The following is a 15,404-nucleotide window of genomic DNA, read 5'->3' as shown; positions in this document are numbered from 1 at the left end:
CAAGCGTCAGTTGGAGATCCGAGAGCGGTTCCATGAGGTCGCCACCGATCTGGTGGCGGTCGGGACGGAGGCCCGCGATCGAGACGGATCCTTTGATCGGGAGATCTGGAAGGAGTTGGCGGCCACCGACTTCTGGCGGCTGCAGGTGCCGGCGGGCATCGGGGGCCTCGCAGAGGACGGCTGGGACTGGCTGGCAGCGATGGAAGGTCTGTCGCTCGGTGCGCATGATCTCGGCTTCCTCATGTCCGTCGCGTCGCAGAGCGGCCTGATCCGGCTGCTGGTGACTGCCGGTACCGCGGAGCAGCAGGACAAATGGCTGCCGGGTCTGACATCTGGAGACATCGCGTCCACGGGGTCCACCGAGGAGTCCGGCGGGTCCGACGTCCGAGGGCTCTCAACCCGGGCGGTCCCCGCAGCCGACGGCGGCTTCATCCTGAACGGCGGCAAGGCGCACATCACGAACGCGCCCGTTGCGGACGTCGTCATGCTCGCGGCTCGCACCGATACCGAGCCCGGGGCCTTCGAACTCAGTTTGTTCGTGACGCGCACCAGCGTCGAAGGGGTCGAGATCGGAACCGGCGAGGATCTCCTGGGACTCCGGACGAGTCCCACCGGGCCGATCACGTTCCGCAACGTGCGCGTCGATGCCGACGCGGTGATCGGCGGCGTCGGCGAGGGTCTGACGTGCCTCTACGAAACGTTGGCGTACGACAGAATTCTGTTCGGGATCATCGTCGGGAGCTCCCTGGAGGCACAGATCGCGCCGCTGATCCGGCAGCTCGAGACGAGGCACGCGTTCGGCGTACCGCTGAGCGAGCATCAGTACATGCAGGAAAAGGTCGTGTCGCTCGCCATGGCCATCGAAGGGTCCCGCGCGCTGGCCTATCGGTCATTCGACCTGCTGGACGGTCGGCACGACGGATACAGCCTCAGTGCCTCGGTGACCAAGCTGCTGGCCTCGACAGGTCTCGTCGGCTCGGGTCTCGACCTGGTCCAGGCATTCGGCCACTCGGGCTATGAAGTCGGCAGTGCGGTGGAACGCAACCTGCGCGACTCGGTGGCCTTCAAGATCGCCGCCGGGACGGACGAGATGCAGAAGAAGAACATCTTCAACCACGTGCGGCGCGCGTACCGGTCCCGCGAGTTCGACCGAGGTCCGAGGGGGTCGGGGGCGTAATGACGGGAGCATCCACACTCCCGATGGTGGCTCGGGCGAATGGTGTCATGATCGTCGACACCGACGGCTGGGAGTACGTCGATGGGTGCTCGGGCACGATCTGCGTGAACATCGGCCACGGCGTGCCCGACGTGCTTGAGGCGATCTCGGCGCAGTCACAGCTCGTGACGTTCGCCCACCGCAGCCAGTTCCGCAATCAGCCCGTCGAGGACCTGACCGCGATGGTCCTGGCGATCGCGGGCCCCGGGTACCGGGAAGTCGTCTACACCAATTCCGGCTCAGAGGCGATGGAGACCGCACTCCGGCTCGTCATGCACCACAACGCCGGTACCGGGCGGGACATCATCGTCTCGCAGCGGCCGAGCTATCACGGAATGACCGCCGGCGCGCTCGCGGTGTCCGGACATCCGCCTCGGCGCCGCAACCTCGAGGCTCTGCTCGGCGGGGTGGCGAAGCTGGAGCAGGTGTCGTCCTCGCGCGACGCCAAGATCCTCCCTTCGCTGGAGGACTGGTTGCTCGTCCTCGAACGGGTGGATCCCGCGCGAATAGCCGCCGTCGTCCTCGAGCCGGTCGGAGGGGCGGCCGGCGGAGCGGCGGAGACGGATGCCCGGACGCTCCAGGGGCTCCGTGAATTCTGTGACAGCGTCGGCGCGCTGCTGATCGCGGATGAGGTCATGACCGGATTCGGGCGGACCGGCGAATGGTTCGGTGTCACGGAGTCCGGGATCAGGCCCGACCTGATGGTCACCGGGAAGGGCCTCAGCGGCGGCTACCTTCCGATCGGCGCCTGCATCGTGGGGGAACGTGTGCTGGCCGGTGCCTCGGCGGCGGAGGTGTCGATGGGGCACACAATGAGCGGCAACCCGCTGGCCTCTGCGGCGGCGCTCGCCGTACTCACCTACACGAGCGACCACCGGCTCGTCGCGCGAGCGCGGGAGGTGGGCACCTACCTTCGGGGAGAGCTGGAACTGATCGCGGAGTCGGTTCCCTTCCTCCGGCCGCCACGTGGACGGGGTCTGCTCCTCGGCGTGGGGATCGAGCAGAACCCGGTCGAGTTCGCGACCGCGCCGCTGAATCGCCGAATCGTCGAGGCCGCGCTGCGGAACGGACTCCTGGTGTACCCCTCAGGCGTCGACGCGCGTACGCAGTCGGTGATGGTGTGCCCACCACTGACGATCCGTGACCGAGAGGTCGAGATGCTGATCGCACGCTTCACCCGAGCGGTGACCCAATCGTTCGCAACAGAGCGCGTCCGAGGACGGTGACGATGACAACCCTCTACGTCGGGAACTCGTTCAACGAGACACTTGTCGGCGACCTCGGTCAGTTCGACCCCCAAGAGCGTCGGATCGGTGGCAACCTGTCCTGTCGGTTGGTCTGGTTGATGGGCCCCGACGACCTCCTCGTCAGCCCACAACCCATCAGCGACGAGTTCCTCGGCTATGCCTCGCGGTTGCGAGGTGTGTCCGTCACATCGGCAGACGTCGTCATTCCGCCGCCGGGCGGGTTCGGCGAAGACGTGCTGACGGCGGACCGACTCCGAGGGGGCCGGTTTACCGACGAGTTGCGAGCGATGGGCGCTGTCCGAGGACTCGATCGCATCGTCCCCTACTGCTACGACCAGACAGTCGCGTCGCTCGCACGCGATGTCGGAATCGGGTCGCACGATGGGAATGTCGGGTTCTGCGAGGCCGGCGGTGTCGAGCTGCTCAACCGGAAGGCGGTGTTTCGGGCACTCTGCGGGGGAGCCGGCGTCCCCATCGCCGACGGACTGGTGACCCGATCGGTGAGCGACGCCACCGACTTCGTCGCCTCGTTCATCGAGGCGGGGCGGTCCGTGATCGTCAAACAGGATGCGCACCAAGGCGGTCACGGCAACGAGATCCTCACGCCGTCGGCGGACACCGCTCAGCTGGGAGCCGCCGTGCTCACCGTCGTCGCGGACCGCCACTCCGTCGAGGAGCGATTGGGCGAGCAGTGGCCGCGCTTCAGCTCGAACGGTCGCGACCCCGTCGTCATCGAGCACTACCTGGAGGACGCGATCTCGTTGGGGTGCGAGGTGAGCTTGGACGGCGAGGCCGCGGTCATGCGCCACACCGCGGAGATGCGGATGACGCCCGTTTTCGACGGACTCCTGATACCGCCGAGCTCGATTTCCGAGGAGTGCGTCGCCGAGTTCTCGCGGTACGCGCTCGAACTCGCCGACGTCGTGCACGCGATGGGCTATCGCGGGCTCATCAATATCGACGGACTGGCGACCGGCGAAGGCGAAGTCGTCGTCCTCAACGAGTTCAACGGTCGCCTCGGCGGCTCCACCCATCTCCACCGGATCGGCCGGATGCTCTTCGGCGACGACTACCTGCGACGCCGCTACCTCATCAGCAACAACGATCTGAAGGTGGACTCGTTCTCGAGCGCCGCGCAGGCGCTGGAGCGGGCTGGCTTGGCGTTCGACCCCGAGTGTGGCGAGGGCGTCATTCTCACCTGCGACCACACCGCCCAGTCCGGGGCGGTCGAGTACTGCGCCGTCGGGGCCGATGTCGCCACAGCCGACGACTACGAGCGGCGGCTCCGTCTGTTGTCGACGTCACGCTGACGACATTCGGAGGAGAGCTGAGCGGACGTCGAACAACGATCCATGGCTCCTCCGGGCCGCCGTGATCAGCGGCCGTGAGGGAGTCTCTACATGCCAGGAGAAAAATCCATGACCAGCAATGAACGCCGTATCACCGTCAGTCCGGACGACTCCGCCTCGCGCTGGGGGAACCCCGGTGTGGAGGTGCTTTCGACACCGGCCATCCTCGGCCATGTGGAGCGTTTGTGCGCTGATCTCCTGGAGCCGCAGCTGGCACCCGGCGAGATGACGGTCGGCGTGCAGGTCGTCATGAACCACCGTGCCCCCGCCCGGGTCGGCGAGGTCGTCGTCATCGAGGCGACCGCTGCCGGTTCCGGCTCGCAGCCTCGATTCGACTTTGCCGTCAAGAGCGTCGACGGCAGTGTGCTCTGCGACGGTGTTCACCAGCGCGCCGTGGTCGACGCCGGCCGGTTCCGAGCCCGTATATCCGCCTGAGATCCCCCAAGGCACTCCTCACCTCGGCCGCTCGCGGTTCGGCGAAAGCCGTCGCCGACGAGCGGCCGAGGTGAGAGTTCCGGCGGCGGATCACGGTCAGCCCAGCGCCGCCTGCCGGGACAGGCCCCGGCGGGCCGGGAAGTACTCGAGCAGCGACGACGTGCCGTCGACGGCGAGGGCGAGCACCTCGACGAGCCCGTCGCCGGGGCAGGGGTGGTAGATCTTGGCCATGTCGATGCGAAGCCGCCAGAGCTCCGTCAGCGCGGTCATCACGTGGTCCCACAGGATCCGCTGCTCGGCCGTGTCGTCGCCGTCCAGCGGAGCGACGGCTCGGTAACCGGCGAGAGCGACGTCGACCAAGTGCAGTGGTATCTGCGCGAAATCGATCGCCGGATCGAACCAACCCGCGTCATCCCAGTCGATGAGCGCGCGAAGCCGGTCGTCGAACTGCAGGATGTTCCCCGGCTTGAGGTCGCCGTGCACGAACCGCCGGTACCGGTTCGCGCCGCTGACCGAGGGCTTCAGAGCGCTCAGCAATTCGTCGAACCACTCGGCTAGGTGCGCGGCCACCACGCCGGCATCGACGAGCCCTGTCAGGATCGCGACGTGGTCGAGCGGGCGCGCCCACTCCTCGAGCCACCCCTTCGGATCGTCCACGTGACCCACGGTGTGGTGGAGCGTCGCGAGTTCAGTTCCCACGCCGTGCCAGACAGCGGCGTCGGACGGCAGGACTCGTGCGGACGGGGTCACCGAATCGCCGCGCACGTACTCGAAAATCGAGAACGGGACGCTGAATATCTCCAGGCTGTCGTCGAACGCGACGAGTGATCCGGTCCGGACGCCGGCGGAAGTGGCGGCCGGCACCGCGACTGAAGCAGTGAGTGTTTCTCCGATCGCTCGCGGATGGTCTCGCGGTATCTTCAGGATATAGTTGTCGCCGAGCCGGTACACCGAATGCACATTGCCCGACGAATTGAGCCGTTTCGTCTTCCGTGGATCTATGTCCAGCTGGTATCGGTCGATGACCGCCGAGGACTGTACCGGAGTCACAATCGGGAATGGCGCGCCGTCGTAGGGCGGCCGAATTGGACGTCGAATTGGTGTCATGCTGCAATGCTCCCCGCGCTTACCATGTCGATTTCCTGCTTCGGTAACAGGTGAGATTCGCATGCTTACACTACCTCTCCCGACACCGCTGCAAAACTACTTCGAAGGAGTTTGCAATGGCTGAGCCCGACATGGAGCGACCGGAGCCGATGGCGCGGCTGGTGAGCGGGGAATCGGTCAGTTCCTCGATCGGTCATCTCCAACAGGTGTTCTCCGGGATCACCGACCGCCTGCGAATTCCACCGACCGAACAAGTAGCCGCGCGGCTCCGGGGCTGGGATAATTATCAGCGCGCTTCCCTGGGGCGCGGCGAGACTCCGGCGCTGGTCGCCGGTGCCATCAAGTCGTCCTTCACTCTGTCCGAGACCAAGTTCGAGCCCCGTGGGGAACCGGGACTCGAACTCCCCGATGTGACCGAGGTCCCGGCGTTCGCACACCTCGACGGCGTCGTGCGCCTCGCGGCGCAGCTGGCGATCCCGGCCGAATTCGATGAGCAACGCGTAGTCGTGACGCTGTTCCTCTACCGGGTGATCGCGCGCGCCGGGCAGGTCTACGAAGGATTCCTCCACCGCGATATCGCTTCCCCGCAGGAGCCGGTGGGCAGTGTGATCTTCTATCCCACGGTGAGAACGCAGAACATCGGGGGAGCGGAATTCGGCGCTCACTTCTCCGGTCTTCCCACCGATGAGCTGCGGCGCCGCGACCACGACATCACATTCGCGCCTCAGGAGTACGAGGGTGCCGCACTCGTCCTCGGCTACCCGCACAACCTCGCGCACGGCGTCCGGCTGGGGCAGAATCCCCACGCTGCCCTCACAGACGCGACGAGAACTCGCGCCGACGATGTGCGGGAGCTCCTCGATCCCCACGAGACCACCTTCGTGAAGGACATGGCGGTGCTGACCTTCACGCAGACGACGGCGATCGAGGTGGAAATTCCCTGAGCCGTTTCGACGGCGAGGTGGGACCGGAAGCGTTCGAGTACGCCGGGTATGGGACAGCCCGTACCCGGCGGTCGGCGGGTGGAGAAGGACACTGGATGAATCATCCTGAAAGTGGTTACGGTGATCTGGATTTCCGTATCCATATGCGACGTCATACCTGGCCCGGGAAACTCATCGCCGTGTCAGGAATCGATGCAAGCGGAAAGACGACGTTGATCCGGTGCATCGCGGCGGAGTCGAGACGCCGCTCAATCGTGGTGCGGCGCTTCAAGTTCCCGTCTCGGAAGCTGAAGGAAACGGCGCTGTTCCGAGAGTTCGACAGGGATCGCCAGGGGAGTCTGGACCGTGGTGTCGTCGACCCGTTCGGGTTGACGCTCGTCCTGATGGGGGATCGCCTGCTCACGCTGCGAAATCAGGTGGTGAGTCATCTCCAGGCGGGGCACACGGTGATTATCGATCGATATTTGTTCACGACGCTGGTGGAGTTCTTGCTGACGCCGCACTCGGCTGCCGAGCGCCGTGCCGTCTGGGACTGTGCGGGGCATTTTCCCCAGCCGGATTGCTATCTTTTCACCGACGTTCCAGTGGAGGTTGCCGCCGATCGGCTGCGGGACCGTGGGGGAGCTGAGGCGGAGTCGGTCGATCTGGAAGCCATGTCAATGAGGGCGAAACTATTTCGTGAATTCGCAGCGTTGAATGACGGCGTATCGGTTCGAACGGATATCGGCCTTGCGCATTCTATGGGAGTTGTCAGGGATCGTCTCAACGCCATCGACGCGCTGTCTTCTCAGGCCGGCGGTACCCGGAGAGTCGCGAGCGCCAGGGAGCAACGATGAGTCACACCGACCGAAGCGAGGACTGGACTCCCGTAGTACTGGGCGGCCCGCCCCATGAATTCCCCGGCCGCCTTCTGGCCATCGAAGGATCGGACGGATCCGGGAAGTCCTATTTCGTTTCGTGGCTCATGGCGGCCATGAGTGACGATATCCCGTGCACGCACGTGTTGATGCCGGGAGAGCACATGCGCGCTTATGACCTCTGGCGGGCATGGAGCGACCAGTCTCTTGGATTCGATCGGAGCCTCATCGACGATGCCGGCTTGAAGCTGATGGCGGTCGGCGATCGCCTGGTCCGGCAGCGGGCGATCATTGAACCCGCTCTCCGGCGGGGTCACCTCGTGATCTGCGAGCGATACGCGCTCACCCCGCTGGTGTTCAACTCCGACGAGATATTCTCGGAGCCGCTGCAGCGACTTTACCGGCCGGACCTCGGGCTGATATTCGACGCACCGAGCGATCTCCTTTTCGACCGTGTGCTGGCGCGTGCTGACTCACCCGTGCACCCGCAGACGCGACACGACAAGGATGTCGAGGTCAGGAGATTTCGAGAATTGGCTGAAAAGAATCTCTATTCAGTTGTGGACACGAGCGCACCCAACGACTTCGAAGGTGTCAGACCTCTCCTGCGGGAGATGCTGCGACCGAGGGCGGGCGGGCTTTCATGAGTGCCGCCCCTGCCCGGTCCGCACCCGTTGCACGACCACCGCTGGCAGCGCCCGAACCGTGGATTTTCCCCCGCGAGAACTCCGTGATCTGCAACTTCGCGTCCGCGCCGAGCAACAGACACCCAACTGGCAGGCCCGCCATGCGGTCCGCTCCGGAGCGTAAGGCACCATCAACGAGCTCGCTCACGGACACGGCATGCGCCGCTGCCGCAACCGGACAGCACGTGTTCACAGCCATTGCCGCAGACATCGAACGCCGCAGCCGACGGCCGCCGACCGGAGAAGCACCCCCGTCCCGGCCACCGACGGCCTTCCAGAACTTCCTGGACCAGCACGGGATCCCCCGGCCGAGGTCTTGGCGGTCCGCCGGAGACTGAGCAGACGACACCAAGACCCCCGACAGAGTCGAGGTCAGTGGCTGCTTTTCAACCGATCAGGTGTCTGAACTGCTTGTTTGTGGTGTTTGATCTTCGCTGCTGGGTGTGCGGGGAGATCGCCCGCCAGCGCATCGGCAGCGAGATCCGGGACGAGGTCGAGCAGTGAGCCGGCCCTGCCGGGTGGCTCGTCGGCCGGCCGGGACACGCGGTGCGACGCGGAGGCGTATGTGAAGGAGAGCGGTGCCGACGCCGGTGGCGGTGGTGAGTCGCGGTACGTGCCGCAGCGGGAGGAAGACTCCGATCCCGGCCCTCTTCCCGGCTTCTACGCCAAGATCGTGGAGTTCGTGCGTGATGCTCAGGAGCCGGTGCGGGTACGGGAGGTGACCGAGGGGTCGTTCGGCCAGAGAGCCAACCGCAGCTTGCAGAAGGGCGTGCGCTGCCAGGTCGAGCGGCTGGTCCTCAGGGCTGGCTGACCAGCGCGGACAGCCGGGGCTTCAGCGCGGTGCGGTAACGCCGACCAGGACGCCCCCGCGCCGGCCGGGCCGTCGCCCGCAGCGGCGAGGCGGCGGGTCATGAGGGTGACCTTGACCCATTTCACGTAGGCCTCGTGGGCGGCGGAGGTGCGAGGCGATACGCATCGAGGCCCGGTGCACGCCCGCCGACGCCGTCGGCCCCGACTGCGCCCATTGGACGGAGCGGGTCCACAACTCCTACCTGTGGTTTCCGGTGGACCTGCCCGCCGGACGAAGGGTACGGCTCGCGCTAAGGGTCAGGCGTCCTGCACGGCCGCAGCATGTGGTCGGCGGATATTCGTAGAGCGGGTGCCGGGCTGACCCACCGTCATGGGCCGGAGGGGCCCAGCGGCTGCGGCAGGCCATGGACGCGATCGGGTTGGCCCTGGCGAGCCGGGCCGGTGCCTGGCTGACCTGGGTATTGGGTTTCGCGACCAGCCGGACCATGCTGCTGCGCCGGGTGATGGAGCTGCCCGACCCGGAAGCGACGCGGCCCCGCGCCTTCGGCGAGGACGACTTCGCCCTCAGGCGTGGCCACGTCTACGGAACGGTCGTGATCGACGCCGAGACCCACCCAGGTCCTCGACTTGTTGCCCGAGTGCGACGCCACCACCGACCGGTTCCATCTATGGCAAAACATCACCTGCGCGGTCGAGAAGACCGTCGCTGATCATCGCTCCTGCCTGCGCGAGCTACCCCACCGATACGAAAACGGTCCACCGACTCAGTCGGCAGACCGTCACGAAACTTCGAGGCTAGACTGCCCGATGAAACATGACAACGTGTCACACTCGACGGGAAAGCCACGACGAGTGCGGGCGACCTCCAGACAGGGGATCGCTCGGCGATATGGAAGGAAGAATACTAATGAAGTCGGCGGAAATCCGCAAACGCTGGCTCGGCTATTTCGAGGAACGTGGGCACACGGTCGTGCCTTCGGCATCGTTGATCGCGGACGACCCGACACTGCTGCTGGTGCCCGCGGGCATGGTGCCTTTCAAGCCATACTTCATCGGCCAGGAAAAGCCACCCTTCCATCGTGCCACGAGCATCCAGAAATGCGTGCGCACCCCGGATATCGACGATGTCGGCAAGACCACTCGCCATGCCACGTTCTTCCAGATGTGCGGCAATTTCTCGTTCGGAGACTATTTCAAGAAGGAAGCGATCACCCTCGCTTGGGAACTGCTGACCTTCCCGCAGGATGCGGGCGGCTACGGCATGGATCCCGAGCGGTTGTGGATCACCGTCTTCCAGGAAGATCCTGAAGCCGAGGCGATCTGGCGTGATGTCGTCGGCGTCCCGCCGGAGCGGATCCAGCGCCTGGGCATGGGGCCGAACTTCTGGTCCATGGATGTGCCCGGCCCCTGCGGACCTTCATCCGAGATCTGTTACGACCGCGGCCCGGAGTTCGGCGCCGAAGGCGGCCCGGCGGTCAACGACGAGCGCTACATCGAACTGTGGAACCTCGTGTTCATGCAGTACGAGCGAGGTGACGGAACCGGAAAGGAAGACTTCGAGATCCTCGGGGAGCTGCCGGCGAAGAACATTGACACCGGTCTCGGCCTCGAGCGACTGGCGATGATCCTCCAGGGCGTTAACAACATCTTCGAGATCGACACCTCGCGTGCCGTCATCGACAAGGCGACCGAGTTGACCGGAGTTTCGTACGGCGCGGATCCGAAAACAGATGTCTCACTCCGCATCGTGTCGGACCACATGCGGGCGTCGGTCATGCTGGTCGGAGACGGGGTCACGCCCGGCAACGAGGGCCGCGGCTACGTGCTGCGCCGGATTCTGCGCCGCGCCATCCGCAATATGCGGCTGCTCGGCTCCACCGGGCCGGTGGCCGCAGCCCTGCTCGACACCGTCCTCGACATCATGGGTGAGCAGTACCCCGAGCTCCTGGAAGACCGTGCGCGCATCGAGATTGTCGTGCTGGCGGAAGAAGCCGCATTCCTCAAGACACTGAAAACCGGCACCGCCATCCTCGACGAGGCGGTCGCCGAGACGAAACGCCGCGGTTCCTCGGTCCTGGTCGGCGACAAGGCTTTCATGCTGCACGACACCTACGGCTTCCCCATCGACCTGACTTTGGAAATGGCGGCCGAGCAGGGCCTCCGGGTCGACGAGGGCGGTTTCCGACAGCTCATGAAACAGCAACGGGAGCGGGCCAAGGCCGATGCCCGCGCCAAGAAGCTCGGCCACGCCGACCTTTCCGCCTATCGGGAGGTCGCAGACCGTACCGGGACCGTGGAGTTCACCGGATACGAGTTGCTGGAGGATGAGGCCTCGGTCGTCGGTCTGCTGCTCGACGGCGTTCCCTCGCCTGCGGCGTCCGAGGGCGACGACGTCGAGATCGTCCTGAGCCGGACGCCTTTCTACGCCGAGGGCGGCGGCCAGTTGGCCGACCACGGCCGAATCCGGACACACTCGGGCGCGACCGTGGCCGTTCACAACGTGCAGCAACCCGTGCCCGGCGTCCTGGTGCATTCAGGCACGGTCCTGGTCGGTGAAGTCACTCTCGGCTCGGCGGTGCTCGCGAGGGTCGATGTCGACCGCCGTCGTGCCGTCTCCCGCGCGCATTCGGCGACCCACCTGACGCACCAGGCGCTACGCGACGCGCTCGGCCCGTCGGCCGCGCAGGCTGGCTCGGAGAACTCCCCCGGGCGGTTCCGCTTCGACTTCGCCTCACCGTCCGCGGTGCCCCACTCCGTGCTCGCGGACGTCGAGCAGGAGATCAACGAAGTGCTGGCCCGCGAGCTGGAAGTGACCGCCGCGGTGATGACCATGGATGAGGCCCGCAAACAGGGCGCCGTTGCGATGTTCGGCGAGAAGTACGGCGACCGGGTGCGCGTCGTAACCATCGGTGACTATTCCAAGGAACTGTGCGGCGGAACGCATGTCCGCAACACCGCGCAACTCGGCCTGGTGAAGCTGATGAGCGAGTCGTCCATCGGTGCGGGCGTACGGCGAGTCGAGGCACTGGTCGGCGTAGACGCTTACCGCTTCCTGGCCCGCGAGCACACGTTGGTGAGGCAGCTGACAGAGTTGGTCAAGGGCAAGCCGGAGGAACTGCCGGAGAAGATCGCCGGCATGATCACGCGGATCCGGGACGCGGACAAGGAGATCGACCGCTTCAGGCTGGACAATCTCATGCAGGCAAGTGCGTCGCTGGTGCAATCGGCCGAGCACGTCGGCGGCGTCGCGCTGGTCGCCGCGAAGGTGCGAGACGGGATCGTGATGGACGACCTGCGGCGGATGGCACGGGATGTGTGCGCGCGGTTCACGTCCACGGAAGCTGCGGTCGCCTTGTTCTCCGTCAAGGACGGTCGACCGTTGTGTGCGGTCGCAGTGAACGAGAAGGCACAGGCGAGCGGACTGAAAGCCGGCGAGCTGATCCGTACGGCGATGACGGTCCTTGGGGGTCGCGGAGGCGGCAAGGATGACGTGGCGCAGGGAGCAGGCACCGACACGAGCGCTGTGGGCCAAGCAATCGCTGCGGTGCGCCAGGCTGCCCTCGCGCAGGGTTCGTCTCAGGGTCTGTAGAACTCTCATTCCGGTTGCGCGCGTGCGATGCCGACGTTCGTCGGAAGCCTGAGCGGCCAGATTAGCTTCCTCCTTACCTCGCCGCTCAGAGGTGGCACCACGTCGACGTCGATTCCCGAGGTCGACGTGGTGCTCAACGGCCTCGACCCGGGAATCGAGTGGGCAGGCCGCGGGCTCAGGTTCGTGGCCATCGCGGCCTCAGAGGGCGTTTACACAGGCCGAGGGTGGTACACACCTTGTGAAGTACGCCGCTCTGCGGGGCGCAAGCCCCGCCGCACGTATCACCCGCTAAGGAATCTTCGCCCAACATCAACTACGACCTCACCGCTCCGGCCCTGGTGAAGGCAGGACGGAAGCCTGAGCCGACAGCCTCCGTCATCGACAAGACGTCCACCGACGTGCCCGCGACCAGCCAGGGAACCGATGCCGCCACGAAGACCGTGGGCTGGAAGCGAGCGGAATATCGGCTGGATCTCAGTCCGATGTCGCGAGCAACGACAGTGCCCCGAGGCCAGCCCGCTGAGCCAGGCAGTGAGCCAGCTTGCGCGATTCGCGCACCAGCGCGGGCACGTCAACGCCCAGCAGTTCGCCGTCGGCGACCCTTCGCCGTCCCGCCACCCAGACGTCTTTCACCTCGCGAGGCCCCGCGCAGTAGACGATCGTCTGGAACGGGTCGTGGACATTGGCGAGGGCTGGCGAGCCGCCGTCGAAGACAACCAGGTCGGCGGCCTTTCCGGGTTCCAATGAACCGACCGCGGTATCGAGGTGCAGCGCGGCGGCACCTTCGATAGTCGCCATACGGAAGGCCTCACGCGCGGACAGAGCAGCAGGGTCGAGCTGATCCAGTCGTTGGAGGAGAACGCCGGTCTTGATCGCTTCCAACATGTCCTGGCGGTCGTTACTGGCCGGGCCGTCAACGCCGATCCCGACATTGATCCCACTACCGCGCAGCCGTGAGACCGGGCACACCCCCGACGCAAGGATCATGTTCGATACCGGGTTATATGCTACGCCGACGCCGTGCGACGCCAAGAGACGGATGTCAGCGTCCCCGAGCCAGACGCAGTGTGCTGCGAGTGTCGGCGACGCGAACAGCCCGTTCTGCGCGCAGTACGCAATCGGGCTTGTATGTCGGGACTCTTGGATGAACTCGATCTCCTCTCGTGACTCATGAAGGTGGATGTGGATTCCGTCTGCATTCGACGATGCGAAATCAACCGACCGTGCAAACATCGAAGGGGATTGCGCAGCCACCGTCGCGATACCGACGCGGAACCGACACAGCGTGCTGGCAGCCGCGGCCTCACGCAGCGCAGCATGTTCGGCGAACACGTCTTCCACGGGAGTCCCTGGCCGCCGATCACTCGCGCCATAGGAGACGATGCCCTTCAGGCCCAGTTCCTCGAGGCCCTGGACGACTCCAGGCGTGACGGAAGTCGTCCTCGGGTCGCTGACGAACATGTCGTTCGTCAGCGTGATCCCGGTCCTCAGCATCTGAACACCGCCGAGCAGCGTACTGATGAAGGCGCTTTCCCGGTCGAGGTGGGGGGCGACGGCGTCGATCAGGCCTCGAAGCCAGTCACCGAGAGCGAAGTTCTCCCCGATTCCCGTCACGAGGGCTTCGGAGAAGTGCCCGTGAGTGTTGATGAATCCAGGGGCGACGATATCGTTGGGCCCGCCGAGAACGGCACAAGAAGGAAACCTGCTGGACAGATCGGCGAACGACCCGACGTCTCGGATCGTGTCACCCACCACGCGCACGGCACCGTCTGAAATCATCTCGGGTTCGGACGCTGTCAGGACGTACTTGCCGCGAATCAGCAAACCCGCATCCGGCTGACGAAGAGGGGCAGCCCCCTTTGAAGACATCGTCGGATGCAGGCGGTTGGACCGTTCAGTCATCGGATTCGCACCCATTCCCCATGCCATGTCGGAGTCAGTCTGAATTGCCATCGGCCGATGCGGGGCATCGGAGATCTATGTTTGCCTCGATGTCGCGCCATCCGGCGCTTCGCCCCTCACTGGCCTTGAGCCCATGCGGGGCAGGCCTTGAAAGCCGCCAGGGCTTCAGAGCACGGACACGTCCCGGGTTCTGCTTTCGGATATGAAACGGGCGGACCCTTCCAACTCCTGAGCGAAGTCGCCCCACAACTGCGCGTACTGCCGCGCGAGTTGAATCATCATGGACGTACTGTGTGAAGGCACGGCCGAGGCGAGAGAGGCCGGTTCCAGCAGGCCTGATGCGTTCGCCTGCAACAATTGGAGAAGCCGGCGTCCGGCCTGCTGGTGGCGCATGGAAGGATCGCGGGCGAGCTTGGTGACGATGCTGACCGGATCCGCCACCGTCGACAGCGAGGCCCGCAGCGGGCGAGACTCCGAGCGGCGCCTGGCCGGAGACACGCCGGAGTCCGACCGGCGGCCTCCGTCGAACGCGTACGGTACCGGTATCGGATCTTCGCCGCGTGCCAAGCGATCGCGCACGTCGGCCACCGTGTTCGGCGATATCCCAGAGATCTTGGCCACCTCTCGCAGCGATGACTGCGGTTGGTCCGCCAGCATCTTGGCGGCCTTGAGTCGACCTTCCAAAGTGCTCAACGGCCGGGTTCTGCCGTCTCGCCCCACTCGAGCGGTCGGCATCGACGGCACGTCCTGAGCCATGTGCCGTATCTCCGCGACGATCTTGGCCGCCATGCCGACGACCTCGGCGATCGCCCGATCGGACATCTCAGGGTGCGACGCTATGATGCCTGCCGCAGCCGCGCGCCGGTCGGCGCGCGACAGCGGGAGGCCATGCTTCACATTCGCCTCGACGGCGTAGAGGAATGCGTCCTCAGCGGTTCCGTCGAAGAACTCAACATTGATGGTTTCTTTCCCGTTGAGTATCGCGGCCATGAATCGATGGGCCCCGTCGACCACTTCCATCGTTCGCCGGTCCACGAGGATCGGAGGGAGTTCGCCATCGACCTCCGCGAGGCGCGCGACGTGCTCCTCGTCCCTTCCTCCCAGGCGTGGAGATCGCCCCAGCGCGAGGCTGGCCAGTGGAAGAACCCAGGGCCCCCGCCCTGCGGGAAGGCCGTCGATCGCGACACCGCTGGAAGGGGCCATCGATTCTTCGTAGAGAGCTGATATAGACATCGCATCCACTTGATTCAAGACTGTAATCC

The 15,404-nt window shown here is 65.5% G+C and carries 14 protein-coding genes and 1 pseudogene; 12 read left to right on the top strand and 3 right to left on the bottom strand.

What is annotated here, in order from left to right:
* The first annotated feature begins 10 nt into the window (after window positions 1-10).
* The 4 genes from OIE74_RS06750 (at window position 11) to OIE74_RS06735 (ending at window position 4,247) form a co-directional block, all read left to right on the top strand.
* A complete protein-coding gene (locus OIE74_RS06750) occupies window positions 11-1,177 on the top strand; it encodes an acyl-CoA dehydrogenase family protein (protein ID WP_329379418.1) in 1,167 nt (388 codons plus the stop codon).
* Window positions 1,177-2,442 carry an aminotransferase class III-fold pyridoxal phosphate-dependent enzyme gene (locus OIE74_RS06745; protein ID WP_329379416.1) on the top strand — a complete coding sequence of 422 codons (1,266 nt, stop codon included), beginning with the start codon at window positions 1,177-1,179 and terminating at the stop codon, window positions 2,440-2,442. Before OIE74_RS06750 ends, OIE74_RS06745 begins: the two co-directional genes overlap by 1 nt.
* Before the next feature lie 2 nt (window positions 2,443-2,444).
* A complete protein-coding gene (locus OIE74_RS06740) occupies window positions 2,445-3,773 on the top strand; it encodes a peptide ligase PGM1-related protein (protein ID WP_329379414.1) in 1,329 nt (442 codons plus the stop codon).
* A gap of 108 nt (window positions 3,774-3,881) precedes the next feature.
* Window positions 3,882-4,247 (top strand): thioesterase family protein, encoded by a 366-nt coding sequence (locus OIE74_RS06735; protein ID WP_329379412.1) that lies wholly within the window; start codon window positions 3,882-3,884, stop codon window positions 4,245-4,247.
* Window positions 4,248-4,343: 96 nt separating this feature from the next.
* Here the strand turns inward: OIE74_RS06735 and OIE74_RS06730 are convergent, their stop codons facing one another.
* On the bottom strand, window positions 4,344-5,354 hold the full coding sequence (locus OIE74_RS06730) for a phosphotransferase enzyme family protein (RefSeq protein ID WP_329379410.1): 1,011 nt from the start codon (window positions 5,352-5,354) through the stop codon (window positions 4,344-4,346).
* A 149-nt stretch (window positions 5,355-5,503) separates the two neighbouring features.
* Here OIE74_RS06730 and OIE74_RS06725 point away from each other — a divergent pair, with 149 nt between their 5' ends.
* The 8 genes and pseudogenes from OIE74_RS06725 to OIE74_RS06690 all read left to right on the top strand — a co-directional run.
* Entirely contained in the window at window positions 5,504-6,298 is a 795-nt protein-coding gene (locus OIE74_RS06725; RefSeq protein ID WP_329379409.1) for a hypothetical protein, read from the top strand.
* Window positions 6,299-6,393: 95 nt separating this feature from the next.
* Window positions 6,394-7,134, top strand: a complete 741-nt coding sequence (locus OIE74_RS06720; protein WP_329379407.1) for a dTMP kinase — start codon at window positions 6,394-6,396, stop codon at window positions 7,132-7,134.
* On the top strand, window positions 7,131-7,802 hold the full coding sequence (locus OIE74_RS06715; protein ID WP_329379405.1) for a dTMP kinase: 672 nt from the start codon (window positions 7,131-7,133) through the stop codon (window positions 7,800-7,802). The genes OIE74_RS06720 and OIE74_RS06715 overlap by 4 nt, the downstream gene beginning before the upstream one ends.
* Complete coding sequence (locus OIE74_RS06710; RefSeq protein WP_329379403.1) at window positions 7,747-7,965, top strand: transposase; 219 nt, start codon at window positions 7,747-7,749, stop codon at window positions 7,963-7,965. The genes OIE74_RS06715 and OIE74_RS06710 overlap by 56 nt, the downstream gene beginning before the upstream one ends.
* Before the next feature lie 441 nt (window positions 7,966-8,406).
* Window positions 8,407-8,652, top strand: coding sequence for a hypothetical protein (locus tag OIE74_RS06705; protein WP_329379401.1), 246 nt, complete (start codon window positions 8,407-8,409; stop codon window positions 8,650-8,652).
* Between the two features lie 403 nt (window positions 8,653-9,055).
* Complete coding sequence (locus OIE74_RS06700; RefSeq protein WP_329379399.1) at window positions 9,056-9,361, top strand: hypothetical protein; 306 nt, start codon at window positions 9,056-9,058, stop codon at window positions 9,359-9,361.
* A gap of 197 nt (window positions 9,362-9,558) precedes the next feature.
* Window positions 9,559-12,240 (top strand): alanine--tRNA ligase, encoded by a 2,682-nt coding sequence (gene alaS, locus OIE74_RS06695; RefSeq protein ID WP_329379397.1) that lies wholly within the window; start codon window positions 9,559-9,561, stop codon window positions 12,238-12,240.
* Window positions 12,241-12,548: 308 nt separating this feature from the next.
* Window positions 12,549-12,695 (top strand): annotated as a pseudogene (locus tag OIE74_RS06690) (IS5/IS1182 family transposase); the annotation flags it as partial.
* 19 nt (window positions 12,696-12,714) lie between these two features.
* Here the strand turns inward: OIE74_RS06690 and OIE74_RS06685 are convergent.
* Complete coding sequence (locus tag OIE74_RS06685; RefSeq protein ID WP_329379395.1) at window positions 12,715-14,193, bottom strand: amidohydrolase family protein; 1,479 nt, start codon at window positions 14,191-14,193, stop codon at window positions 12,715-12,717.
* A 114-nt stretch (window positions 14,194-14,307) separates the two neighbouring features.
* Window positions 14,308-15,375 carry a ParB/RepB/Spo0J family partition protein gene (locus OIE74_RS06680; protein ID WP_329392196.1) on the bottom strand — a complete coding sequence of 356 codons (1,068 nt, stop codon included), beginning with the start codon at window positions 15,373-15,375 and terminating at the stop codon, window positions 14,308-14,310.
* Window positions 15,376-15,404 lie beyond the last annotated feature (29 nt).

Source organism: Streptomyces sp. NBC_01716, assembly GCF_036248275.1.
Lineage (GTDB): Bacteria > Actinomycetota > Actinomycetes > Streptomycetales > Streptomycetaceae > Streptomyces.
The sequence above is the reverse complement of the archived record's forward strand: the minus strand, read 5'-3'. Positions and strand labels throughout refer to the sequence as shown.